The organism is Mesorhizobium sp. A556, from assembly GCF_054489545.1.
The window spans coordinates 133,724-158,213 of record NZ_JBTMXA010000006.1 but is presented as its reverse complement, the minus strand read 5'-3'; the positions used below and the strand labels follow the sequence as shown (position 1 = coordinate 158,213).

Here is a 24,490-nt window from a genome sequence, read left to right as displayed (position 1 = left end):
CCTTAATTCGCAGCGACGCTTGGCGCGGTGACGCGGCAGCCGGCGAAAAGGTCCAGAGCCGGATTGTAAACCTTCGTCTCAACGTCCATCAACCCCAGAACGCTGGGGAAGAAATTGTCGTGAGACGTCGTGTCAGCTGATTTCTTGGCAAGGCAGGCCATATCGAAGCCGGCCGATTTAGCCAGGCTGTCGCTCATCCAGGTAAGAAACGGAACGTGCGTCTGTTGCGTCGGCGCTGCGAAATAGGGCAGCCCGTGCAGATAGATGCCGTTTTCGCCGAGCGACTCGCCGTGGTCAGATAGGTAGATCATCGACGCATCGATATTGCTGCGCGCCTTTAGCTTGTCGATCACGCTCGACACAATGTGATCCGTGTAGAGAATGGTGTTGTCGTAAGCGTTGGTGATTTCTTCGGGCGTACAATCGCCGAAATCGTTGGCGCGGCAATCAGGCACGAATTTTCGATATTCATCCGGGTAGCGGGCAAAGTAGGCCGGTCCGTGGCTGCCTAGCTGATGCAGGAACAAAACGCTGTCGCCCTTGACCTGGTCGAGCCATCCATCGACCTTGTCGATCAATATCTCGTCCAGACACTCGCCGCCCTTGCAAAAACGAGGATCTGCAGACGTCGGCAGGAACTCGTAGGGGATGCGGTCCGCAATATGGTAATCGCCGGTGTCGTTGTCGAGCCAGGAGACATTGACCTTGGCGTTCTTCAAGACATCGACCAGGTTCTGTGTGGCAAGTCCCTTGCGGTGGGTGTAGTCCGCTCGGCCATAGAGCGAAAACATGCAAGGCAACGAGACCCCCGTTGATGTCCCGCAACTCGACATGTTCGAGAAATAGACAATGTTCTGCTGCGCAAGGCTCGGGTTCGTTACCCGCCCGTAACCGTTGAGCGAGAAATCCTGCGCACGTGCAGTCTCGCCGAGCACAACGATGGCGACTCGCGGCCGTCCATCAGCACTGACGTGCGTACGGTGTGCATCGGTACCGATAGGCTGGGCGACTATGCTGCGATCCTTGAACTGCGATTTCGCCAATTGCACGGCGCCCTGGATTGGCATCAGCGGATTGAACTGGCTGATAAGATCGCGATTGGCGCGCTCGACGCTGAAAATCGTCCGGTAGGAAGTCATGCAGGCAACCGCTGCCACGGCGACGCAACCAAGGATCGCAAGAGAATTGTAATAGAGCTTTTGACGAATGGGCCGGTGAACAACCCGCACCCAGGCAACAAACGCAGACGGCAAAATCGCAAATAACAGCATGTGCAGGAAGAAGCGCGGCGTCATCAGGTGCCCAGCTTCTGCACCCGTTGATACCACCGCGTTGCGGATCATTTCCTTGTCGATGACCACCCCAAATTCATCGATGAACCAGGATGCGCCGGCAGCAGCGAAAAGCAGAAAAATCAGCGCCGGCTTGATGATATATTTCGCCGAAAATGCAGCTACTACTGCAAAGCCGAGCACAAAAAGCGAAAGTGCAAACGCAGCGAACGCGATCGGCTCACCGGTAAAATAGCCCCAAGCCTTCGACCAGAACGTGTTATTGGCAGTGGCGGCAAGAAAGATTGTCGTCAACAGGCAAAGCGTGAGGCTGCCAATCTGTGGCCGATTTCTGCTGAACCGGCTGGGAGTCGATGCTGGGGACATGCTGCTTTCACACGGTCGCGATGGCCTGCCGGGCGATCTGGAACCGTCGTATGTCAATTTCATGACGCGACAATCCCATTCGTCGCCAATTTAGGCGCGACCAACTGGCGAGCGGGGAGGAAGAGGCAGAGGACAATCGCGAGAGCGTCGAATAGTCGATCCAGCTCAAGGCAAACCGGCTATCGGACAGTGATATCGTATCTGGTAAAACCGGTGGCCGACTATCTGGCCCGAGCATTCCAAGATCGATGAAGCCCGCCCTCCGGGACGCTGGGGCAGCTACCGCGTTTGCCACGTGTTGCAGGTGCGGCATTTCGTTGACAGAAAGCGACCTGCGGACTACCATGCGCGGCTACTTTCAAGCGGGCATCTAGCTGGGAGGCACAGTGATGCGGTTGGGCGCTTCGATTGTTGTCTTGGCTGCGACGCTGGTCTCTGCAAATGCATTTGCTGATCCTGTCCAGTCTTCGGAAGATATCGTGAAATTTTTTGCCAACTCGGCAACACTTGGCGCGTCGCGAGGAATATGCGTCGGCACGGAAGATGAGTGCCGCAGCAAGGCCGATGTTGCGCCGGCAAAGACCGGTCTCGACATGCTGGTAAATTTCTCGCTCAACTCGGCTGTCCTTGAACCAGATGCCAGGACGAAACTTACCGAATTTGCCAAGGCGCTGAAAGACAACCGGCTAAATTCGCTGAACTTCGCGGTGGAAGGCTACACCGATGCGTCGGGACCGGAAAATTACAACCAGCTTCTTTCGCAACGTCGGGCGCGGTCCGTCACCGCGTTTCTTTTGGCACGAGGCGTTGAGTCCTCGCGTTTGAGCGCCATAGGCATGGGCAAGAACAACCCACGCAGCGCCGATCCGTACGATCCCATAAACCGCCGAGTCGAAATGCGCATAAAAGCGCAATAGACGGCGCCGTCGATATCAGGGCGGGGACTGCTCCGTACCTCTGGCCATCGAAAACGGCCCGGAACCGAAACATCGCTTTCGAAAAACTCGGTTGGTCGACTCAGTGTCAAAATTGGCGACCGACGCGCTCACAGCGCATTTTCGGCGGAAGTTATGATTCCGGCCATGGTTTGCTTGTATTTTTCAAACTCCGGTGATGTCTGCCGGATCTGCATGGTGGCGACGGCGATCTGCCCGGCGGAACTCGGAGCCCTGCGCCCGTGCATTTTACGCTCGGCCCAGTCGACGACATAGGCTGCGTCCTTGCCGGTCAGGAACGGGTTGGCCTGGATTACCTCGACGCCCAGAATGCTTGACAGCGATGAAACGCCTGGAGCCGCCAAGACCTGGTGGGCGCCCTCCATGCCCAGAAAATGGCACAGATAGAGCCGGCCTGCCGTGATCTGGTGACCCCGCGCCCGCAAATATGCTTCACCTTCCCGGGCAAGATTGCGCACCATTTCGCGCGAAATCGTGGGGTCGAAACGCAAGGCAAGGAGATCGGCGGCTGATAGCGAACGAGCCAGATCCGGCCGATAGGTTTTCATCATCCGGATCCAGGTCTTGGAGATGAATTGTCCAAGGCCGGTAGCCGAGGAATTGGGGTTCTTGGCCCGCGCGCTGCCGCCGCTTTCGACATGGACGATCTGGTCGGTCAACGTTTCGACGGCGGAATCGTCGGACGCGACAGTGGTGACCGTGCCCAGCGGATCGACGGCATCGCTACCCTGATAGAGTTCGAAATGAAGGTGCGGGCCGGTCGACATGCCGGTGGTTCCTACATAGCCGATGACGTCGCCGGCTTTCACCTCGGCTCCGTTCGCGAGTGCAAAGCGCTGCAAATGTGCGTAGCGGGTCTCGCGACCGTTCTCGTGCGCTATTCGCACGAGGTTGCCGTAACCGCCGCCGTCGCCCTCGAAAACAATCGTGCCGTTGAATGCCGCGGAAACCGGTGTGCCAACGGGTGCGGCCCAGTCGACTCCCTTGTGCAGACGCACCGTTCCCAGGATCGGATGCTTGCGTGGGCCAAAAGTGGAGGTCATGACGCCATTGACCGGGGTAACCATGCCGTTGGCCGATGTCAGCGAATGGACCTCATCGTCACCGGTTACGCAGGAAAATTGGCCATCGCTTTGCTGGAAGACAAAACATTCAAGGCTCTTTTCCGCACCATGGACCCCGACGTAAAGCACACGCCCGGCAGTGCCGTCCTTGTCGCGCGCGGTGTCGGAATAGATCAGCACGAGGCGCTGGTCATAGCTGGCGAAAGCGTTGAGATCCTGGCCGCGCGACAGATACATGATGGCCTCGCCTATGACGCTGGTCGGGACATTGTTGCGGGCCGCCGTGGAATAGATCGCGTCGAGCAGGCGATATTGCCGCTTCAGCCCACCGGTGTCCTGCGTGTCCGAATAGTTGAACAAATCGTCGCGGACCCATGGATCGACCCCGGACACGAAGACGCCGGCGGCGTTGCGGGCGAGGGTGCCTACATAGACATCCCTGGTGTAGACCGACACCTGCACCAGCGTCTGTGCCGTGGTTTCGCGCCGTGGCCGGTAGCCGCGCATCGCGACCACATAGCCGGTCTCGAGGCCCGCCCGGTTGAATATCCTCTTGAGCGCCTCGCCGGCGGCCTTGGCATCTTGCGCCGAGAAATGCGCGTCCGTGACGACACTGTCGAGGCTTCGATCGTTGAGAATTTTGACGAAGTAGTCCTCGGTCGTCTCGAACCGGTCCGTTTCCGGCGTCACAATGGCTATGCTGGTATTGTTTTCGATCTCCGTTTTCTTGAAGACCGGGGGTGCAGCCGTACCGGCGCCGATGGCATCGCTCCAGCCGGCATCCGGGTCATCGAAAATTGCGGGCGATGCAGGGACGGCTGCCGGAAGCGGGAGATTCGTCGACGCGGGTGTGGCGGTCATCCGTTGCGCCTGGAAGAAGGCGAAATCCTCCTGGGTCGACGGAATCGTAGTCATGAACCGTTCGCCGGAACTCAGCATGGTATCGACCAGAACCTCGATCTTGGGCGAGATGCCCGGCTGCGTCAGTTCGGCGGGCCGGTCGACGGAGCGACCCTTTGTCGTGGTAGCGCTGCCCTTCGACAGGGTGATCCACATTGGATCGCCTGCCAGGTCGACGATGGAGGGTACATAGACGGGTGCGTCGGCCGGCAGGTCATCGACCGCTTCACTGACCTGAAGATCCTGGTCGAGGTCGCCGAACGACCAGTAGTCCGCCGTGAGGTAAAAGCCGCCGGCGAGGCAACACAGGGCGACAACGCCGATCACAGCCAGGGCCCTGAACCGCAGGATACGCCGTCGCTGCGCGGCACGCGCTTGCTTCCTTGCCTTGAAACTGGTGTCGATGGCGTGCGTCATGGCCCGAGCCCGCTCAAGAAGAACGTCCACCGGGCCTGAGAAAGCGTATCCACTTCATAGAACGCCGCCGCGATATGGCCATGCTGCCAGCAATCTTCGATGCCGCGGATGGTGAAGCGCCGCCGCTCGATGCACATGTCCGTGGAGCCGTGCAGGATTGCGTGTCCAAACGCATCGGTCGCGTAGATATAGATATAGCGGTTGGTCAATTCCTCGCGGATCACATCCACGCACTGGTTGACGCCGATCGTCCACCAGCCGTCGGTCTGGAAGGCTCCGTCGATCTGCTGGCCGACCGAAAGGTTGACCACGTCGAGCGTCTGGTTGCAGACGGCGAATTCGGCGCGCGCCGCTCCGGGCGATAGCGCCACAGTCAGCAGCGCTATGCCGCCGAGGAAGGCCAGACGAGCGCTGGCCGGAAGTCGCCGCGAAAACCCCCCAACTGTAGCGCCAAGAATTTCATTCTTTCGAAAGCGCGGGCGCCAAACCTTCATCGTCGTCCATACTATCCGCCAAGCTGAAAATATTTGGCCGTTGCCGAGAATGCCCGCCGCTTCTTTTGGATTTCCGCCAATATGCCGGGCAGCACGACGGATGCCGACGCTGGATTTGCAAGGACTGCCGCATCGATGTCGCTTGCACCCGTGATGGCGATAATGATCTGCGGCACGGCCTTGTGGCGTGCTCTATCGGCAGCGCCAAGACCGATCGGTACGCTGAACGTCGCCTTTCCGGATTGCACGACAACCTTGTCGTCAAGGTTGAAAACCATTCCCTTGTGATCGACCAGCAGCAGGCTGGAACGCAGGCCTCCCAGCGTTTGCAGCGTCCCGCTGATCGGCGAACCGTCGGGAACCGACGTTCGATCCAGCGTCAGGTCGGGCTTTTCGGGGGCTGCCGCGCCAAGGGCATTGAGAAAATGGGTGACTTCGCATTGTGCCGGCTCGATGAGCCTCACGCTGACGTCCGGTTCGATGCCGAACTTATGCTGGAATGCCCCCATCATCTGTACGAAGGGTTCAGCCGCCGTGCCGAACCCTTCGATTTCCATGGCCTTGTCGGTGGCCAATGTTGCCGTGGCATAGAAACAGTCGCCCCCAGAATATTCCCGCAGCCACGAAACACGGGTGGCCACCTGGTCGACGGCTTCCGCCGGCACCTGCGGTTTCGGCAGGTTCATCGCGACGGTAGTTTCGCCTTGCGTGTCGGCGGATGGCTGGATCGGGATCGGATCGGCCCCGGTCACAGCCGCTGGCGGTCTGTCGAGAGGCGCGGTCGAGGTTTGCTGCGATCCAGCCGGCACGGCAATCGCGGCGGGTCGCTCTTCCGGTAGCTTCTCGGCGGCGGGCGGATTGTTCAAGCCCGCGACGGCTTTCCCGGAAACCGGCTTGTTGACCGGGGCGGTATGGCTGTTTGCGACCGTGGCTTTATTGGCCGCAGGCAAGTCAGCCACTCCGTCCGTGGCCCCGACCCCGGCGCTCTGTGGGGGCGGCTCATCAGGCTCTGCCTTGGCAAGGGCCGGCATGGTGGGGGCTGGCTTGGCAAGTGTTTCTGCAGGCTCGGGACTGTCGGAAGCTTCAGTGGTGACGGGTGTTGGCTTTGACCCGTCGGAACGACCCACCGGCTTGGCTGGTCCGCTATTTTGATCGGCAATCGCGGCGGGTTGCTCTTCAGGCAGCTTCTTGGCGGCGGGCGGATTGTTCAAGTCCGCGATGGTTTTCCCGGGAACCAGATTGTCGAGCGGGGCTGCGTCGCTGTTTGCGCCCCCCGCTTTATTGGTCGCAGGCAAGTCAGCCGCTCCGTTCGTGGCCTCGGCACTCTGTGCTTGTGGTCGATCGATCTCCACTTCTGCAACGGTTGGCATGGCGGGCGGCGGCGTCGAAAAGGCTTCCGAAAGTTCTGGCGTGTCGGCGCCTGCAGGTGGGGGCGAGGAGCCAAGCAGTCCGCCGAAATAGGCGCCGCCGGCCACCGTGGCGACCAGCGCCGCCGAGACCGCTGCAATCAAACCAATTCGGCGCGACTTGTTTGGCTCAATGGGTTTGAATCCGGTCGTCGATTTTGCCGACCTTGCCGACCGGGGCGGCAGGCGCGGCGGTGGGGCATGCGGGACAAACCGGCCATCTTGCGAGAGTGGAACCGAGGCAGCCGAGACGCCTTTACTGTCGGTGTCCGTCCATGGATGGGGCTCGTCCAGTTGTGCCGCTTTGGGCAAAGCGCCCGGGCGCTGCCGCAACAGCGATCGGGGTGCCGTCACCTCTTCGGCATCGGCAGGCGTTTCGTCGCGGGTCGTCCGCGCGATCTCGGCGCCGGTCGGCCGCTGCTGCGGGTCCGGTTGCAGCATCGCATCCAGCAAGGGGAGGAATTCGTCGTCGATCCCGGAAAGATCAGGCACGCTGCGGCGCTTCTCCACGATCTCGAACTGCGAGCCGTTCATGTCCAGCGGCTTGCCGCGCAGGACCGCGGCCAATACCAGGCCGAGACTGTAAATATCGGATTTCTCGCTGACCGCGCCGCCGTAGAGCCCAAGCTGCTCGGGCGAGACATAATTATACTTGCCGGCGAAGCGCCCTCCGATCAGCGTTTCACCGCCGATATTGTTCGAGCGGGCGATACCGAAATCGATGATCTTGGCGCGCTCGACGCTCCCGCCCGGCAAGATGATGTTGTCCGGCGACAGGTCGCGATGCACGGCGCCGGCTTTATGGACGAAGCTCAGGCCGGAGGCGACGCGATGGCACAGCCGCCGCACCTCGTCGGGCGCCATGGGGCCGCGCCGTATCATGTCGAACAGCGACTCGCCGTCGACAAATTCCATGGCGAGATAGGGACGCCCGATGCCCGGATCGATGGTGAAGACGTGATAGCGCACGACGGCGTCGTGCGACAGGTGGTTGAGGATCGACGCTTCCTTGCGAAACAGCGAGAGGATCGTCTGATCGCGGGCGAATTCGGGCAGCACGATCTTGATGGCGACATGGTCGCCGGTCTGGATGTTGTGGCCGCGATAGACCTCGCCCATGCCGCCGCAGGCGATGCGCTCATCCAGTTCGTAGATGCCGCTGAGTTGCGTGCCGACGTCCGTCTTGGCCATTGGCGGCAGGATGCGGGTCTTGTCGTCGTCGGCGCTCATCGCCGCCAGTTCCTGTCGGCAGGCGAGACTGTCGAAGGCGACGTGCCGTTGCGCGTGTCCTTGATCTTCACCGCCACGATGGTGACGTTATCGGTTCCGCCGCGCGCGAGGACGGTTGCCAGCAGGTTCTCGCAGGCCGCCTGTGGACTTGCCGACAGCACCGCTGCCTCAATCTCGTCGTCGGTGACATGGACCGTCAGTCCGTCGGAACTCAAGATGAAGATATCTCCGGGCAGGGTCTGTCCCTGCTGGAAATCGATCACGATTTCATCGCTGACGCCGATCGCGCGCGTGATGACATTTCGGCGAGGCCATGTCCGCGCTTCAGCGGGCGAGATCATGCCTCGGTCAAGCAACTCCTGGACTTCGGTGTGGTCACGGGAAATCTGCGAGATCGAGCCGTTGCGAACGAGATAGACGCGACTGTCGCCCGACCAAAGGCAGACGAAATTGCCGTCGATGACAAGCAGCGCCGCCACGGTCGATCCGATGGTGGCACCGCGTTCTTCGGAGATACGGCGGATTTCCTCATGGGCGTGGCTCAACCGATCCTCGAAGCGGGCGCGCAGGTCCGGCGCGGAACTGGGGATGCCGATGGTTGCGAGGTGGCCGACGATGCTGGCCGAAGCGACCTCGCCGGCGTCATGGCCGCCCATTCCGTCGGCGACAAGCCAAAGACCGCTTTGCGGCTCGATAAGATAATTGTCTTCATTGAGCGTGCGTACGCAGCCCTTGTGGCTTACGCCGTAGCTTTCGAAGGGGATGGCGACATTGTTCATTTGCCTCCACGCGCTTCTCGGGCGCTCCTTCGTGGCGTCACCAGGCGTCATTCTGCCACAGGCTTGCTGTTTGGAATACTGAAATTAAACAATCGCCTTCAGCTACAACTCGCCTTCCCGTTTGTGTCCTGGCGCTTGTCTCAAAATGTCGTCGGGCAACTGAACCCGGAAAAGGCCGGAAGAGAAAATGGACTGCCGGGAGGGTTGATCCGCAGGGTGTAGGCCACATCGCGTCCGCCGATCACGAACCTTGCCTCCAGACTGTCCCCGGCGCGGGTTACGGAGCCGGCGTCGAGCAGGCGCTTCAACGCCCAGGGACCCTCGAATTTGAGGTTGGACTCCCGACCGGGCAATTCAGGCGTCAGGCTGAGGCCTGCCTCCTCCGATGAAGGACTGCCGGGCCAGCCTATCGTGGTCGGCATGCTGCCAGTCTGAAAACTCTGCACTGCCTGACCGTTCACCTCGAGCAAGGCGGAATCCGCGTCGCCGTTCAGCGAAAAAGGCGTGAAGGTGATGTCCAGTTTAGGCCCCGAGCTTCCTACCGGAAAAAAGGCGTCGCGAATTTCCGAGGCCAGTTGAAAATCCCTCAAGGTCGATTTCGACAGTTGGCGGCCGACTTGCGTGTCCTGCTTCCATTCCCAGGTCTGGCCGCTCATGTCGACGAGAGGCGAAAGGTTTTGTGCAAAGAACCTGTCGAGCACGCCGCTTGGCGCAAACAGCGCCGCAAAATCCGTCATCGGCACGTCGCCTTCGCCACTTGCGGCGAAGGGGTAGCGATTGGAGATCGCTTTCTCGCAGGGTTGGGTGACCGTCTCGGCAAGTTGCTGGTTCAATTGGGCGATGGATGTTTCGGCCGCTTCGCCTTCGAAGTCGTCTGCCGCCAGCCGCACCATGGTGGCAAGCGCCTTGGGCAGGCGCGAGGCGTTGGCTCGCAGCGTCGATATCTGCAATTGCAGATTGGCGTTGACGTGTTGCGCCTGGGTGGGAACCGAAGCCGCCAGCAGCAGGCTTTGATAGACGTCCCGAAAATTCTGGATGAGCGAATCGACGGGGCGCTGGCCGACGGGGCCGGCGACGAGCATCTGGTAGGGGCGGAAGGGCGCCTCGATCGCGGCTCCCGGATTCTGGTCCGACGAATTGGCAAACGCTGCGCCGGCGCGGCTTTGCGACTTGCTGGCGAACAGGTCTATGCCGATGCGGGCCAACCCCTTCCTCAACTCCTCGTCGCTTTGGGCACTGGTTCCTGCCATGCCGTTCTCCGCCGGGTCTTGTGCCCGGGTCAAAGCGGTTTGCGAGGCGATAGCCTCGAACAGTAGCCTGATCGGCGAGTTGGGCGACGCGGCCGCCGAAAGCGCCAGGTACTGGGGCTTGTCGGCGGACATCGGCTTGAACTTGAGCCTGTCCAGCATGGCGGTCCACGCGCCGGCGAACGCTTTGCCGTAACGGTCCAGAAGCTCCGGGCCAAGGCGCATCAGCTCTTGTTCGACGCCGCTCTGCTCGGTGCCCGCGCCAACCACCCACTGGTCGTCGACAACTTTTTGCGCAACAGTCGCCAATGTCGGCAGATAGAGGTCGCGAAAGCCGTCATAGGTGTAGATGCCGGGCACAGCCAGCTTGGACAGGTCGCTTCCATCGGTGGTTTCGAACACCAGCGGAGCCTCGGGGCCGCCGGCGGAAGCTACGGAGAAATCGGCGGATGCGCCCGCGCTCATCCCGGAGTAAAGCAGCGCATAGCCGCGGTCGGCCACACTCATGCGCCCCAGCGAACGTTGCGCCGATTCGACCAGCGGCTTGTCGATCCCGAACAATGGGTCTTGCTCGTCGTCGAGCGCCAGCATGGCGCGCAGATGGGCTTCGAGATCGGCACGGCCGGCACGATTGTTGACGCCGGGGTAGCGGTTTTGCTCCCAGTCGCGTTTCATCCAGGAAACGATCAGTTCGTCGTCGATCCTGGGCGCCGCACCGCCAAGCATGAGATAGATCTTGAGCGGTTCATACAGTGCGGCCGGGTCTGCGATATTCGCCTGGATCGTCTGTTCGAGTTGCAGCAGCAGGCGCGAGCGAAACAGGCGTTCGAGCGCCTGCCCATAGGCCGTCTGCGCTGCCGAGACGAGGCGCTCGCGCTGGGCAAGCCCGAAGGTTTCCCGGACGGGTGCCGGCAGATCGCGGGTCGCGTAGCCTGCCGGCAGGTTGCGCAGCGTATCCAGCGCGCCGATGACGTTTTCAAGATCGGTGTCGGCGACGGTGGTCGTGTTGGGCAGAGGCTCTGACGAACCGCGATACTGTTCGAGGGTTTGCGCCGTCGATGCAATCAGCGAACGATTGGCCAGGAAACTCATGCCGAACGTACCAAGCGCCGCCACTGCCGCAAGCCCGATGGCGCCGAAGCCGGCGACGCGCAGGGCAGCGTCCCGCCGGTTGGCGGACTTGTCCTGCGAAACCCATCCGGATTCCGCAAACACCACCTTGGCCAACAGGTCGTGCAGGAAGAAGCTTCTGCCCGTGCCGGAAAGATGCGCGCCAGCATCGTTGCCGAAGCTGCGGCCCAGCGCGCCAAGCAATTGATCTATCGGCGTGCCTTCCTGCGTGCCCGAAGAGAAATAAAACCCGCGCAAAGTCGTCTTTGTCGACGAGAGCGTCGGATCGAAGACACTGTCCAGGAAGCCTGCAATCCTCTGCCTCAGCGCAGCGAACTGCGCGGCAAAGCCGAAAACCGCAATGCGCGCCGTGGCATCGGTTTCCGCTTGAAGGCGGTCGGTCGTTTCCTTCGACAGGCATTCTACCAGCGCATCGAATTCCGCCGGGGCGCTGCCGACCGTGTTTTTGCCGCGCTCGCTTGTCTGGAACGTCGCTCCCCAGACATTTCTGCGGTGTTGCTCGTCGAAACTACCGAAATATTCCATGAAGCCGGAAACCAGATCGGCCTTGGTGAAAAGCATATAGACAGGAAATTCTATCTTCAGGTTCTCATGGATTTCGCGGAGGCGGTTGCGGATTTCGGCCGCGTGGGCATCGAGCGTGGTGCTTTCAGACGCCATCAGGTCGGCTAGGCTCACCGCCAGGATGACGCCGTTTATCGGCTGCCTTGGCCGGTATTTCTTGAGGATGGACAAAAAGGCCAGCCAGCTTTTCCGGTCGGCCAAGGCGTCCGAATCCTGCGTGGTGTAGCGTCCTGCGGTGTCGATCAGGACCGCCTCCTCGGTGAACCACCAGTCGCAGTTGCGGGTGCCGCCGGTCCCCGCCACGGGCTGCGCTTCGCTCGATCCGGCAAGCGGGAATTTCAGGCCCGAATTGACAAGCGCCGTCGTTTTTCCCGCGCCCGGAGGCCCGATGATCACGTACCAGGGGATGTCGTAGAGGAAATTGCGTTTGCCGCTCGTCCGTTTCAGGGTGGCTATGGCCTCGCTCATGCGCGTTTCAAGCACTTGCGTATCGCCGGGATCGGGCTGCATCACCGCCATCTCCAGCGTCTGCGATGCCTTGCGCCCTTGCCGGAAACGAAAGGCGTAGTAACCGGCTATGGCCGCGATGACGGGAACGATGATCGCCAGGCGTATCCATGCCGGCGCCAATGGGCGGCTGTCGGCAAATCCCACCAGCGGACCGGCGATCCACACAGCGACGGAAAGGCCGGCGAGGGCGACGATCGAGAAGATGCGCGCCAGCCAGACTTTCATGGCTGCTTCCACCCTGGCGGAAGCGTTCTGGCCAAATCCATCACGGCGTCCCCTCGCGCTGGATCATGACGTCGACGCGGCGATTCTTCGCGCGGCCATCGGCCGTTGCATTGTCGGCGACGGGCTCATCCTCGCCCTTGCCTTCGATCGTTATCCGCGATCGATCCGCGATTTTGGGCGAGATCGCTTTTTCCACCGCCTTTGCCCGAGCGACGGAAAGATCGTAGTTCGACTTGAAGGCGCTGGTCCGGCGCGGCTTGATATCGTCCGTATGGCCGACGATCCTGATCGGGCCGCGTTCGGGGTCGAGGGCCGCCGCGATCAGCGCGCCAAGCGCTTCGAATTCCGGCTTGACCTCGGCCTTTCCGGAACCGAACAGAAGATTGTTGCTGATTTCGATGGCGATGAAATCCCCTTTACCGGTTACCGTCAGGCCACCGCCTTCGATATCCTTGGCCAGCCTTTCGCGAATGCGCTCGATTTGCGCTGTCGGGGCTATGGGCGCGACGGCTGCCTGCACCGGAACTTCTTCGACCGCCGGAACCGTGACGGCGCGCTCGATGGTAATCGGCGACGACGGGTTGAGGGCGAGCAGTTCGCCGGCCAGCGCGTCGCCCTGATCGGTGACAAGGGCGCGAAGCACGAAGAAGACGGCGACCACGAGCGCGAAGGCTGCCGCGGCGACGGACCAGAGCGGCAGCGGCCGGCGAGACTTCGCCATTGCCGCGGCCGTGCCTTGCCACCGTGGCGAAATCTCGCCGGCCTCGTCCGTCTTGAAGTAGCGCAGGGTCTCGTAGACATCCTGACGGACCCGGTCGAGGCCGCCATCCTGCCGCGCCGCATCTCGATACTGACCTTTGAAGCCGAGACAAAGGCAGGCGTGCATCAGCCCGAGCAGATCTTGATGGGCTTCAGGATCGCCCAGAGCCTTGTTGAGCGCCAGGAAAAAGCCCGCGCCGGCGGACCCGGCCTGGAAAAACCTGGCCATCATTCCTTGCGCGCCCCATTCGGCGAGAGCCATGCCTGGCAGATTGCCGATGATGTCGTCGGTCGTTTCACACAGCACGAATTTGGCGATACGGCCGTCCTCGGCGGCCACACCGGCCTCGGCGACCCGGGTTTCGAAATCCTGGACCCCGCGCGCAAGCAGGTCTGCCAAGGATGCTTGCTGCATCTCGACGGGCATCAGGCGAAGATCGCCAAGGAACATCAAAATCGGGGTCGCCGCCCGGATCAGCGGATTGGCGGCGGCGTAGTCTATCCGCGCGCGGGCATCGAACAATTTTTCCTGCGAAATCGTTCGTGCCGTCCGGCCCTGCGAACTGCCCTTGTCTGCAAGAGCGGCTTCAGGGAAGGCTGGATCGGCCGCCGCCGAAAATACGGTCCCCTGAAAGATGACGGTGCCGGATGCTCCCGATGCGGAACCTGCGGCGCCGGGATCGAAAACCGTCGCATCCGGGTTTTCCGCGGGCGTGACGCGCGCACTATCGGCAAAGGGGCGCGCTCCAGCGGGATCGCCCCTTTGCCGCCGGTCAGGGCGGACCCGTATGATGGTCTTGCCGTCCGATCCCGGCGGCGGCGGGTCGTTCTTGGACCTATCGTCTCCGCTCATGGGCAAGCCGCCGCAAGCGCACGGCCGCTATGATCCGCGTGCCAGGTGCTGGCTTCGAATCCGAGCGCGATGCCGGCGTCCGATTGGTATGCTCTTTCCAATCCCAGCCCTCACTTCGCTGGACGGTACTGACCGGATAGCCATCCAGAAACATGCTTGCCTTAAATCTGTGCGTCGCGCGTCGGTCCGTTCAGAAGACGCCACCTATGCCTATGCCGCCGCTGATGTCGGGCGGCGGCGGCGCTGGCGCGCGCCCGGCGGACGATTGCCGCTTGCCGTTCTTGCGCCCGCCTGCTCGCGCCGATCCACCGTCTCCGTTGTCGGACGCGACCCGTGCCGGCTTTTGCTTCTTCACCATGACTGGCTGTTTGCAAATACGGCCCGAGCGCAAGAAGAGCTCGCCGAGCAATCCCACGCTGGGTTCGGTCGTCGATGCGGCCTGCCTGGTATTCTTGTAGTAGTCGGTAAGCGCACGGGTGGAGCCGTTGCCCCAATCGCCGTCGACCGACATGCGATAGCAACCGAGTCGGCGAAGTTCGGTCTGGACGCTGCGCGCAAGATCCGTCTCCTTGTCGGCCTCCGCTTCCCCTTGCGTCGTTCCCACGATCAGCGTTTCGATGCCCGAAACCACGCTTTTGCGAGCGGCTTCGACGCTTTCGCTCGGGTTCAGATTGGCGACTTGCGTACCCGCAGGCTGGGGCGCGGTCCCTTGCGGGCCAGGAATTTCGATCGAACGCAAGGTCTGCCCGACGATCAGCACGGCGGTTTGCAGATCGTTCGAGGCAAGTTCCACCTGCAGCTTTTTCTTGGCGGCCGGGTCCGAAAGAATACGCGACAGGCTGGCGCTGAGTTCGGCCGGGTCCAGCACCTGCTGTTCGGTGAAATAGAACTGCTCCCGCAGGTTCGACTGGTCCCAGGGAACCTGGTGGCCGACCGTCAAGGCCTCGGTTTCGTTACGCACGCGGATCATCATATCCGATATGCTGAGGCCTGGTATTTCCACGTTCTTCAAAAGAGCCGTCGTAAACGGGCTGTTTTCGCCGCTGCCGTCGACGGTGACGTTGCCTGGCTGCGTGGCGAATGCGACGAAGGTATTTTCTCCGACTTCCACCTGAGCCAGACCATTGCCGGCGCCCGCGCCTAGCGGGTTGTTGCGGCAGGCGTCGAGGAATATGAAGGTCTGGCGGTCGCGGCGCGCGAAACGGGAAATCACGTCATTGAGCTTGATCGCGCCGGCGGTAAGTTTCTCCAGATTTTCCGGATCGGGCGTGTCGACCGGCAACAGGTAGTTTTCGCCCTGCACCTGTACGCCGTGACCGGCGTAGAAAATCAGCACCGCGCTGGCTCCGACGACTTTTCCATCCGCCTCCTGGAACAGCTTGGCAAACCCCTCGGATGTAAGATCGACACCGGTCAGCACGTCGAAATTCAACCGCTTCAGGCTGTCCGACAGACGGGTGGCGTCGTTGCCTGCGTTTGGCAGATGCTCAAGCCGGGCACTTCGATAGTTGGAATTGCCGATCACGATCGCCACGCGGTTGTGTGGTTGTGCCGACGTGTCCGTTTCGATCGCGGCGTGGGCTGCAAGAGACGTGAACAGGAACAGCAGCAAAGCCGCGGGCAAGCGGAAAATGGATCCGAGTTGATGGGTCATGTCAGCACGCTTGTTCCGTCCTGCGCCAATCATGCGGCCCTCGAACATGCATGACCGGCGCGACCAGTCCCGGTGTCGGACCATGCTGCCTAAGGTCCATAATTTATACCAAGAGAATCGTGCCAAGGATAGGGTCGGGGCGCTGGGCTGCGGCTGCCCCGCTGGCCAAGGGAATTGCCCATGCCCTTTCGTTTCGCGCTGCCACGCAGAAATCATGCGAAAGTGGTTTTTCTGCCACATGCTCGAGCGCTAAAGAAAGCGGTTCGCGAGTACCGGGTGGATGATTTTTTCCTGTTTATTTTCAATCTTTTGGCCGCCGGTTCCAGGAAAGGTGCCGGCGGGGGTGCGTCCTTTGGCACGATTTTGCGGGGGCGGATCAGCGTCTTCGGCGGGGGGTGCCAAGCTATAGGCTGCGGACATGGCAAATGTTATGCTCGGCTAATGTGGATGTGCCCCAACGATGCCGGATTTGCCCGGCCAGTTTCGTGGGGCCATCGTGTGGACTTTTGCCTGAAGGAATTTGCCAGTAGCGATTTGGAAGGGGAACAATGGTCGGCAGGATCCGGGTGCTGCATATGGGCAGCGCATCTGCATTGGCAATCGGAGCCGTCATCGTCCTTGCGCCGATGGAAGCACGCGCCTGTACGGCGACGACCACGGAGAACGCCGGCGTCAACATAGTCTGCCGGGACGGCGATCAAACGGTGCAGCCCTTCGCCACCAGTTTCGGCAATGGTGACGGTACCCAATTTTACGACGGCAACGGCAATGACATACTCACGATAACGGGCGGCTCCATCCTGGCTACCGGGCAGGACACGCCCGTTGTAAACGAAACCTACAATCTGGACCCGAGCACTGGCGTCATCGAGATGGGCGCCGGCAACAATATCGTCGATATTTCGGGGGGAACGATCGGCAGCGCCGCAACGCCCATCGGCATCGTGCTTGGCGTGGGCGCCAATACGTTCGACATGCGCGGCGGTGCGCTTTCCGGGTCCGTATTCGGTTTCCCCGGCGGCAATAGCTATGCGGTAAGCGGCGGCACGATCGGTGGCTCGATTTTCGCTGGCGGCAGCAACGATACGGTGACCGTTTCGGGCAATGCAAACATTCAGGGCGATGCGGCCATCGGGCCGGATTCGGTTGGCCTCGAAGACGGGGACGACACGTTCACCATGACGGGTGGCACGCTTGGCGGCGCGGTCAGCGGCGGCAATGGCAACGACATCTTGACCGTCAGCGGCGGCAGGGTCGGCACCTTCCTTGCCGGCAATGACGGCGACGACCAGATCAACGTTTCGGGCGGGGCCGTTGGCGATGATGTTGTCGGCGGTGCCGGCAACGATGCGGTCGCCGTTTCGGGCGGCGAGATCGCCGGCGGGGTCGAGGCCGAAAGGGTTACCCTGACGGGCGGCACGATCGGCGGCGACATTTCGGGAATTGGGCCTGACACGCTGATCATCAACGATACGCTCTCGCCCGATCCACTCAGCCTGCGTGACGGCGTCGTGTTCAGCGGCACCGACGCCAATGGCGCCTTGACCGATACGGACCTGGCGGCGGGCGGCACCAGGAGCCAGAACTTCAATGGGTTCAACACTTTTTCGGTCGGTAATTCCACGCTTGGCTTCAATAGTGGCACGCAAGACATAAATCAGCTCTTCCTGACGGACAATTCGACGCTTTTCGTCAACGGCAATGTCAATATGCCGGGCACCGTCACGGTCACGAATTCGCTGATCGACATGCGTGACGGCGCGGCAGACGATGTTCTCACGCTTGGCGGTATTGTCCTCGACGGCGGCCGGATCGGCGTCGATATCGATCAGGATACGGTCACGTCGGATCAACTGGTTGCCAATGCGTTTTCCGCCACGGGCGTCAACACCGTCATCGTCAACCTGCTCGGAACGCCGCAGTTTGCCGGCCCGACCGACATACCGATCATCGTGGCCACCAACGGCCCGGTTGCCGGAACCTTCGTCGTGCAGGGCATTCCCGGCACGCCCGGATCGCTGTTCACCTACGAGGTCGTCGCGGGGCCGGACGGCGGTTTGTTCATCCGCGCCACACCGGCCAATTTCGGCATTGCCGCGGCCCCCGACAGCGCCATCAATGGCGCGACGGTGGAGAATGCGATCGAGGCGATCTACGGCATCAACCGGTACGCCATCGATGCGGATTTGCTGCTTTCTCCCGGCGCGGGGATGGTCCAGTTGTCGCCATCGTTTGGGGTGTTCGCCTCGGGCCAGTTCGCCCATACCGAACACAATGGCTACCATATCACCGACAACGTCATAAGCGGGCAGGGGCCGAGTTTCGACGCCAACGATTTTTCGGCGGCGATCAGTCTTGATTTCAACGCAGCCAAACATTTCCAGATGGACACGAAGTATGGGCTGAACATCGGCGTGTTTGCCGGTTACGCGTCGTCCGACGTCGATCTGGGCGGTTTCGGCGGCTTCGACATGATCGGCACTGGCGAGAACAAGAGCGGCATGTTCGGCGCCTACGCGCTGTTCCGCCAAGGCTATAATTACGGTCTCGTCTCCGCGTCGGGTTTCCTCGGCGGCACCGACGTTACCAATGGCGTGCTCAATACGACCGGCAGCTACGACACTCAAGGGTATGCCGTCACCGGGTCGGTCGGCCATATCTTTACCTTGAGCGACCGCGCTCGTTTCGACCTTCGCGGCGGCCTGCTCGGCGTTTCCTTCAGCGGCGATCCCTATACCGACAGCGGCGGCAATCAGTTCGGCAAGAGCCGCGTCTCGTTTGGCGCGGTCAAGTTCGAGCCGGGCGTCTATGCCGACTACCAGCTCGAGAACGGCATGGTCTTGAGCCCCTATGCGCGCGGCGAACTGCAGCAACGCTTCGGCTACAGGAACACGGCCGAAATCGGCGGCCGGCGGATAAACTTCGACGACGCAGATTTTTCAGTGGCGCTTTCGGGCGGCTTCAACCTGAAAATGTCGTCTTCGGCAACGGTGAACGGTGAAATCCGCGGCAAGGCATCTTCCGATAGTTCGACCCTTGGCGCCAAGCTCGGCATAAAGATCGCATTCTAGAGAATCGGACCGAAAATGGTTGCCGGTTTTCGGAAAATCCGATGCTCAAACAAAAGGATAGAGCGTCCAAGACGGATGTCCGGAGGATTTTCATCCAAGGCTTATTTCGGCTTGGCGGCTTTGGCGTAGGCCTCGCCGAAATAGGCAAGGAATACGTCGAGCATGCCGTTTTCGTGCGGGTCTTCCTTGGCCTTCCATGTTGCAACGAACGCATCCCAGGCCCGCCCCTTTTTCGAAGTGAAGGAGGAGGGGGGCAGTTTTCTTTCGATCATGTCCGGGGACAGGTCGTCGATGAGACGCGACAGTGCCGCCTGCATCGCAGCATAAGTGGCCAGTTCATGGGTTTTCAGGTCGCGGAAGGCATCCTCGACGCTGTGCGGCGCGTCGAGGTAACCGGCGCGGCGGCGCGTGAACAGGACCTCCAGGATTTCTTCCGAGCCGGGCAGGAATTTAAGCGGGTTATTGTCGGCGCTGCCGACCATGGTGCGGTCGCTGCTCCTGGCAAGCGTCTTGGCGGCAGCGCGCGCCTTCAGCAGCATCGCCAGTTCGTCGACGACGATGCGCAGCACCGAACCGATTTCGCGGGCGACATCGCCGGCATCGCGAGACAGGAATATCTCGGGCGCGACACCGGCTCCGGCTGCCACGGCGCGCAGAATTTCGTCCCCCTGCGCAAGCCTTTGTCCGGCCGACCCATGTCCAAGCGGTGGCTGCTGCCTGCCTGAGGTGCCAACCGCCAGGGAAAACGATCCGCCGCTCGACGGTGAGGGGGGGAGGGCGGCGCTGTCCCGGTTCGGCCCGAACGGCTGGTCGCCGGGGAGTTTCGATGCACCCCCCGTATCGTCGCCAGTGCCCGCCTGCCGCGCGCCTGCATGGCCGTGTAGTGCTGCGTCCTCTATCGAAACCGCGACGATGTAGCGGCCGATGCGCAGCCGGTCGCCGTGCGCGAGCCGGTGGGGATTGGACATGCGTTGGCTGGCCCCGTTGACGAAGGTTCCGTTGCGCGACACGTCGAGTAGCCAGAACGCCCCGCTTCGACACCGGACTTCGCAGTGCCGGCCGGAGATGAATTTGTCTTTATCGGGCAAATTCCAGTCACGGTTCTCGCGACCGATATCGAAGTTGTCCTCCTGCGAGCTGAATTCGATCGGACTGCCGTCAGCCAGGCCGTCTGCATTGATTATTTTCAGACTGATGCGCATCCGAATGACCCGCGGATTTCTGCTTTTCGGCCGCCTTGCTCTCGTCGAGCCTGAAATCATTCTAGCAGGTTGCATACGCAGCGGGACAGCCGCTTTGACGACAACGTCTTCGCCGGGTTTACCACCCTAAGATGTGCTTTGGTTCGCGGCCAGACCTATGCTAGGATCAGCGGAAGTTGGCCGCGACCCCGGAGAGGGACGACCCCGATGCCGAACGATCGTGCCGCTGTTGTTCAAACTCCGGTTGGCTCCGATCTGTTGACGTTCACCCATCTCGTCGGACGCGATGAGATCAGCCGCTGTTTTGCCTACACGGTCGGCTTCGTCAGCGAAAATTCGAATGTCGACCCGTTGAAGATGCTGGGCGGCCCGGTTTCCATCGAGGGTGAATCAGGCGATCCCAAGCGCTGGTTCAGCGGACTCGTGTCCGAGTTCCGCCTGACCAGGATTGAGGACAGGCTTGCCCACTACGAAGCTGTTTTGAGGCCATGGTTCTGGTTTCTGGGCAACACCACCGATTGCCGCATATTCCAGAACATGAGCGTCATTGAAATCATCGAGAAGATTTTCTCCGAAGCGCCCGCGGCCAAGTTCGAGAAACGGCTGCAGGGTTCCTATCCGCCGCGCGACTATTGCGTGCAGTATGACGAGACCGATCTCGATTTCGTACAACGCCTGCTGGAACACGAAGGCATCCTGTATTTCTTCGAGCATGGCGACGGCGAGCATACCTTGATCCTTGCCGATGCGATGAGCAGGCTGAAGCCGGCGCCGGGGTACGAAACCGTGCCATTCCATCTCGACGGTCAGGACACTCGGCGCGACGTCGAGCATATCACCGATTGGATACCGGGCAGTTCGGTGAGACCGGGCGCTTATGCCCATACCGACTACGATTTCAAGAAGCCCAGTGCCGACCTGATGGCAAAGTCATCGCAGGCGTTCAGCCACAAGGAGGCGGCGGGGGAATACTACCGCCAGCCCGGCGCCCATCTCGATACCGGACGGGGCGACGCCATCGCGGCCATCAGGCGCGAGGAATTGCAGGCCCCGCACCAGCGGGTTTCGGCGGTAGGTACAGTGCGCGGCCTGTTTTCGGGCTGCACTTTCACGCTCGAGGATTTTCCGCGCGACGACCAGAACCAGGAGTATCTCGTCGTCAGCGCCGAGTACCGCCTGTTCGATCCGGGCTATCGCAGCGGCGTCGATACGGAAGGCGACACCTTCCGTATCGTGCTGGGAGTGGCGCCGACCAAGGTGCCTTACCGGCCGCCCCGCATCACGACCCGCCCGATCATGCGCGGGCCGCAGACGGCGACGGTCGTCGGTCCTTCCGGCGAGGAGATATTCACGGACGAATATGCCCGTGTGAAAGTACAGTTCCACTGGGACCGGGAGGGCAAGAAGGATCAGAACAGCTCTTGCTTCGTTCGCGTCTCGCAGACATGGGCGGGCAGCGGCTGGGGGTTCATCCAGATACCGCGCATCGGCCAGGAAGTGATCGTCGACTTCATCGAGGGCGATCCGGACCTGCCGATGATTACCGGCCGCGTCTACAATGCGGCCCAGATGCCGCCCTATGGCCTGCCGGCCAACGCTACCCAGTCGGGATGGAAGTCGAATTCCTCAAAGGGTGGCGGCGGCTACAACGAACTGATGTTCGAGGACAAGGCCGGTTCGGAACTGGTCAACTTCCAAGCACAGAAGGACCACAAGCTGCTGATCAAGAACGACCGCAGAAAATTGGTCCAGCACGACCAGTCCGACCGCATCGACAACAACGCCAAGCACTCCGTCGGGGTCAATCTCGACGAGGACGTCGGCAACAACAAGACGACGAAGGTCGGCGTCGACCGCACCGTCAACATCGGCTCCAACGATACCGAGACGGTGGGCATCAACCGCTCGCTGACCGTTGGTTCCAACGAGACGATCGGCATCGGCGCGAATTCCAGCGAGACGATCGGTGCCAACCATACGCAGACGGTCGCGATCGTCCAGACGATAACCGTGGGCGCCGCCCGCGTCGACACGGTCGGCGCCTCGGAGACGCGAAGCGTCGGCGGGCCGCAAACGAACACGATCGGCGCCAGCCGGTCGGTCATCGTCGGCAGCGGCCAGGATCACACGATCGGCGCGGACGACGCGTGGACGGTAGGCTCCAGCCAGAGTATCCAGATCGGAGCCGATCAAGGGCTCAAGATCGGCGGCGCGCAGAATTCGGAAATCGCCAAGACATGGATCGTCAAGGTCGGCGAGGACAACTCGATCCAGATCGGCGGCGCACACGAGCTTAAGATCGGCAAGAAGAGCCTCACCGAAGTCGGCGAGGATGCCGCGATCGCTGTCGGCAAGACCTTGACGCTGGAGGCGAAGGATCAAATCCAGCTGAAATGCGGCGACGCGATCATCACCATGAAAAAGAATGGCGAGATCGTCATCAAGGGCAAGGACGTATCGATCAACGCATCGGGCAAGATCAACGCGAAGGCATCGGGCGACATGTCGCTCAAGGGCAGCAAGATCACCCAGAACTGAGGGCAGACAGCGATGGTGGATATCCGTGAGCGTATCGAGGGCGTGGTGATCGGCATCTTTCTGGGCTTCGACGGCGCCGCTCCGCTGGTGGTCTTTCCAGGCAATCCGCGCGAGGAAGCGATTGCCGCCCGAAGCCTCACCGAACTGACATCGGCCATGGCGGGCGCGGAAGTGGCGCTGCTGTTCCAGGACGGCGATCCGACCCGCCCGCTGATCGTCGGCCGCATCGTCGATCCAGCGCGCAAGAACCCGACGCCGCAGGTGGTGCGCGACGGCGAGAACGTGCGGATCGTCGGCAGCGAGCGCGTCGAACTTCGCTGCGGCAAGGCGCGGATCGTCATGGAAAAAGACGGCCGCATCATGATTCGCGGCACCTATGTGACAAGCCACGCCAGCGCCACGAACCGCGTGCGCGGCGGCTCGGTAAACCTCAACTGATGCCGGCTCCGATCCTGCCCGAGATCGTGCGCCAGCACGCCGAGATGGCGGCACATCTGTGGAATATCTACGACCATCACCTGCTCAACCCCGACGAGAACCCGGACATGGACGAAGAGCGGCTCGCCAGACTGGTCGAGCGACTGGAAGCGCATCTCGATGGATTGCGGGTTGCAGGCGCCGACGGCCTGAAGATTGCAAGACGGCTCTACGAGGAGTTTCCCGAAGCCGGTGAGTTGTTCGTGGTGCGCATGATGACGGCGACAAAGCCGGTGAGAATTGGCGAACTGGATCTCGATCAGGTTCGCCGTTTCATACAGGTGACGCTCCGGAAGGCGGTCCGTGAAAATCAGTAGCGGAGGTCATTGAGACCTGCCCTGTCAAGGCAAGGTGGTGACGTTCGGCGGGACGGCGATTTCTTCCCAGATTTGCGAGACCAGGCGCCACACGCTTGCCTCGCGGATGACGTAAAGGATGCCGCTGGAACTCGACAGCTCGAGCATCCGGCCCCTCATCGCCGGTAGGGGCGGCACAAACGGAACGGTTCCGTTCGGGCTCAGGATGAAGAGCGAGGTTTCATCGGCCAGCAGCGCGTCCCCTTGGTGAACGCCTAGCGCGGAAAGCCCGGCATCGTTGACCGCAACCTCTGTCATGTCTGTGAAGTCCGTTGTCGAGTACACCACGCCGGGGCGGAACCGCAGGTAGACTACCTTGCCGTCGGCGGTAACGATTTGGTCGATCGTGCTGTTGGTGGGCAGTTCTACATCCTGCCAGTTGTCGTCTTGCAGCAGCCACAGCGTGCCATAGTCGCGCCGTGCCTGGGCCCGTATCATGGCGGCAATATCCGCTGCGCCGCCCAGGCTGCCAAAATCGGTTGGGATCGATAAGCCCGTTACCACCTCGCCGCCAAAGACATAGTGGGACCGCGCCAATTGCACCGCAGCCCAGCCGAATCGGATCGTATCCTGAGAAACGGGCGGGACCGGGAACGTCGAGGCGACTGGCGCCCAGTTTTCGCCATCGCCGGACCGATAGGCCTGGCCACCATAGCCGGTGGCGATCAGTTCCTTGCCGAGGAGCAGTAAATTGTCCATGCGGCCAAGATTGCGCGACCCCGGCTGGTTGAAGCCGGCTCCTGGTATCTGCACGCTCGTACCGCTTCTGAGAAAATAAACCAGCCCTTCTCCTGTCAGTGCCAGGAAATCCGCGCCGCGCGAATTCGTGGGAGCCGCGCACAGCGCCACGAACTCCTCGTCGAAGGTTTGTTGCAGCCATTCCGGTTCGGCTTCAGATAGGTAGGTTACGACGGTGGATCGTCCTTCCACTCTTTCGGGTTGCCTGAGCAGAAAGCATAGCTTTCCGCCCGCCGCAGTCGTTCCCATCAATAGGTCCAT

16 protein-coding genes are annotated in these 24,490 nt (G+C 61.4%); 5 read left to right on the top strand and 11 right to left on the bottom strand.

The genetic code is table 11. The features are described 5' to 3' along the window. Positions 1-2 precede the first annotated feature (2 nt). On the bottom strand, positions 3-1,658 hold the full coding sequence (locus tag ACX3P0_RS14465; protein ID WP_459089494.1) for a phosphoethanolamine transferase: 1,656 nt from the start codon (positions 1,656-1,658) through the stop codon (positions 3-5). A 389-nt stretch (positions 1,659-2,047) separates the two neighbouring features. Between ACX3P0_RS14465 and ACX3P0_RS14460 the strand changes: the two genes are divergently transcribed. After that, positions 2,048-2,575, top strand: a complete 528-nt coding sequence (locus tag ACX3P0_RS14460; protein WP_459079974.1) for an OmpA family protein — start codon at positions 2,048-2,050, stop codon at positions 2,573-2,575. A 128-nt stretch (positions 2,576-2,703) separates the two neighbouring features. Here ACX3P0_RS14460 and ACX3P0_RS14455 read toward each other — a convergent pair whose 3' ends face one another. From ACX3P0_RS14455 to ACX3P0_RS14420, 8 genes are all read right to left on the bottom strand, one after another. Beyond that, positions 2,704-4,995 carry a M23 family metallopeptidase gene (locus tag ACX3P0_RS14455; RefSeq protein ID WP_459089492.1) on the bottom strand — a complete coding sequence of 764 codons (2,292 nt, stop codon included), beginning with the start codon at positions 4,993-4,995 and terminating at the stop codon, positions 2,704-2,706. Next, the gene (locus ACX3P0_RS14450) at positions 4,992-5,489 is read right to left on the bottom strand and encodes a DUF1036 domain-containing protein (RefSeq protein WP_459089490.1); all 498 of its coding nucleotides are present in this window, start codon (positions 5,487-5,489) and stop codon (positions 4,992-4,994) included. Before ACX3P0_RS14450 ends, ACX3P0_RS14455 begins: the two co-directional genes overlap by 4 nt. A gap of 11 nt (positions 5,490-5,500) precedes the next feature. Continuing rightward, positions 5,501-8,125 carry a serine/threonine-protein kinase gene (locus ACX3P0_RS14445; RefSeq protein WP_459089488.1) on the bottom strand — a complete coding sequence of 875 codons (2,625 nt, stop codon included), beginning with the start codon at positions 8,123-8,125 and terminating at the stop codon, positions 5,501-5,503. Beyond that, on the bottom strand, positions 8,122-8,904 hold the full coding sequence (locus tag ACX3P0_RS14440) for a PP2C family protein-serine/threonine phosphatase (RefSeq protein WP_459089486.1): 783 nt from the start codon (positions 8,902-8,904) through the stop codon (positions 8,122-8,124). Before ACX3P0_RS14440 ends, ACX3P0_RS14445 begins: the two co-directional genes overlap by 4 nt. 140 nt (positions 8,905-9,044) lie before the next feature. Beyond that, complete coding sequence (gene tssM / locus ACX3P0_RS14435) at positions 9,045-12,581, bottom strand: type VI secretion system membrane subunit TssM (protein WP_459089484.1); 3,537 nt, start codon at positions 12,579-12,581, stop codon at positions 9,045-9,047. A 40-nt stretch (positions 12,582-12,621) separates the two neighbouring features. Continuing rightward, positions 12,622-14,193: a type VI secretion system protein TssL, long form gene (gene tssL, locus ACX3P0_RS14430; RefSeq protein WP_459089482.1), complete on the bottom strand. Its 1,572-nt coding sequence runs from the start codon at positions 14,191-14,193 to the stop codon at positions 12,622-12,624. 190 nt (positions 14,194-14,383) lie between these two features. Further along, positions 14,384-15,847 carry a caspase family protein gene (locus ACX3P0_RS14425; protein WP_459089480.1) on the bottom strand — a complete coding sequence of 488 codons (1,464 nt, stop codon included), beginning with the start codon at positions 15,845-15,847 and terminating at the stop codon, positions 14,384-14,386. Positions 15,848-16,096: 249 nt separating this feature from the next. Next, complete coding sequence (locus tag ACX3P0_RS14420) at positions 16,097-16,267, bottom strand: hypothetical protein (protein ID WP_459089478.1); 171 nt, start codon at positions 16,265-16,267, stop codon at positions 16,097-16,099. Positions 16,268-16,395: 128 nt separating this feature from the next. Here ACX3P0_RS14420 and ACX3P0_RS14415 point away from each other — a divergent pair, with 128 nt between their 5' ends. Next, positions 16,396-18,918: a beta strand repeat-containing protein gene (locus tag ACX3P0_RS14415; protein WP_459089476.1), complete on the top strand. Its 2,523-nt coding sequence runs from the start codon at positions 16,396-16,398 to the stop codon at positions 18,916-18,918. Positions 18,919-19,019: 101 nt separating this feature from the next. Here ACX3P0_RS14415 and tagH read toward each other — a convergent pair whose 3' ends face one another. Further along, entirely contained in the window at positions 19,020-20,120 is a 1,101-nt protein-coding gene (tagH, locus tag ACX3P0_RS14410; protein WP_459079965.1) for a type VI secretion system-associated FHA domain protein TagH, read from the bottom strand. Positions 20,121-20,327: 207 nt separating this feature from the next. Here tagH and ACX3P0_RS14405 point away from each other — a divergent pair, with 207 nt between their 5' ends. Genes ACX3P0_RS14405 through ACX3P0_RS14395 form a run of 3 tightly spaced genes read left to right on the top strand, consistent with a single transcriptional unit; the run spans position 20,328 to position 23,452 of the window. After that, complete coding sequence (locus ACX3P0_RS14405) at positions 20,328-22,658, top strand: type VI secretion system Vgr family protein (protein WP_459089474.1); 2,331 nt, start codon at positions 20,328-20,330, stop codon at positions 22,656-22,658. A gap of 12 nt (positions 22,659-22,670) precedes the next feature. Continuing rightward, positions 22,671-23,096, top strand: coding sequence for a DUF6484 domain-containing protein (locus ACX3P0_RS14400; RefSeq protein WP_459079963.1), 426 nt, complete (start codon positions 22,671-22,673; stop codon positions 23,094-23,096). Further along, positions 23,096-23,452: a hypothetical protein gene (locus ACX3P0_RS14395; protein WP_459089472.1), complete on the top strand. Its 357-nt coding sequence runs from the start codon at positions 23,096-23,098 to the stop codon at positions 23,450-23,452. Before ACX3P0_RS14400 ends, ACX3P0_RS14395 begins: the two co-directional genes overlap by 1 nt. A 24-nt stretch (positions 23,453-23,476) precedes the next feature. On the opposite strand, the gene ACX3P0_RS14390 is transcribed toward ACX3P0_RS14395, so the two are convergent. After that, positions 23,477-24,490, bottom strand: a complete 1,014-nt coding sequence (locus ACX3P0_RS14390; protein ID WP_459089470.1) for a hypothetical protein — start codon at positions 24,488-24,490, stop codon at positions 23,477-23,479.

Coding starts and splice junctions, on each gene's coding strand:
- ACX3P0_RS14465 (WP_459089494.1), bottom strand. CDS start 1,658: ATGTCCCCAGCATCGACTCCCAGCCGGTTCAGCAGAAATCGGCCACAG.
- ACX3P0_RS14460 (WP_459079974.1), top strand. CDS start 2,048: ATGCGGTTGGGCGCTTCGATTGTTGTCTTGGCTGCGACGCTGGTCTCT.
- ACX3P0_RS14455 (WP_459089492.1), bottom strand. CDS start 4,995: ATGACGCACGCCATCGACACCAGTTTCAAGGCAAGGAAGCAAGCGCGT.
- ACX3P0_RS14450 (WP_459089490.1), bottom strand. CDS start 5,489: ATGAAGGTTTGGCGCCCGCGCTTTCGAAAGAATGAAATTCTTGGCGCT.
- ACX3P0_RS14445 (WP_459089488.1), bottom strand. CDS start 8,125: ATGAGCGCCGACGACGACAAGACCCGCATCCTGCCGCCAATGGCCAAG.
- ACX3P0_RS14440 (WP_459089486.1), bottom strand. CDS start 8,904: ATGAACAATGTCGCCATCCCCTTCGAAAGCTACGGCGTAAGCCACAAG.
- tssM (WP_459089484.1), bottom strand. CDS start 12,581: ATGAAAGTCTGGCTGGCGCGCATCTTCTCGATCGTCGCCCTCGCCGGC.
- tssL (WP_459089482.1), bottom strand. CDS start 14,193: ATGAGCGGAGACGATAGGTCCAAGAACGACCCGCCGCCGCCGGGATCG.
- ACX3P0_RS14425 (WP_459089480.1), bottom strand. CDS start 15,847: ATGACCCATCAACTCGGATCCATTTTCCGCTTGCCCGCGGCTTTGCTG.
- ACX3P0_RS14420 (WP_459089478.1), bottom strand. CDS start 16,267: ATGTCCGCAGCCTATAGCTTGGCACCCCCCGCCGAAGACGCTGATCCG.
- ACX3P0_RS14415 (WP_459089476.1), top strand. CDS start 16,396: ATGGTCGGCAGGATCCGGGTGCTGCATATGGGCAGCGCATCTGCATTG.
- tagH (WP_459079965.1), bottom strand. CDS start 20,120: ATGCGCATCAGTCTGAAAATAATCAATGCAGACGGCCTGGCTGACGGC.
- ACX3P0_RS14405 (WP_459089474.1), top strand. CDS start 20,328: ATGCCGAACGATCGTGCCGCTGTTGTTCAAACTCCGGTTGGCTCCGAT.
- ACX3P0_RS14400 (WP_459079963.1), top strand. CDS start 22,671: ATGGTGGATATCCGTGAGCGTATCGAGGGCGTGGTGATCGGCATCTTT.
- ACX3P0_RS14395 (WP_459089472.1), top strand. CDS start 23,096: ATGCCGGCTCCGATCCTGCCCGAGATCGTGCGCCAGCACGCCGAGATG.
- ACX3P0_RS14390 (WP_459089470.1), bottom strand. CDS start 24,490: ATGGACCTATTGATGGGAACGACTGCGGCGGGCGGAAAGCTATGCTTT.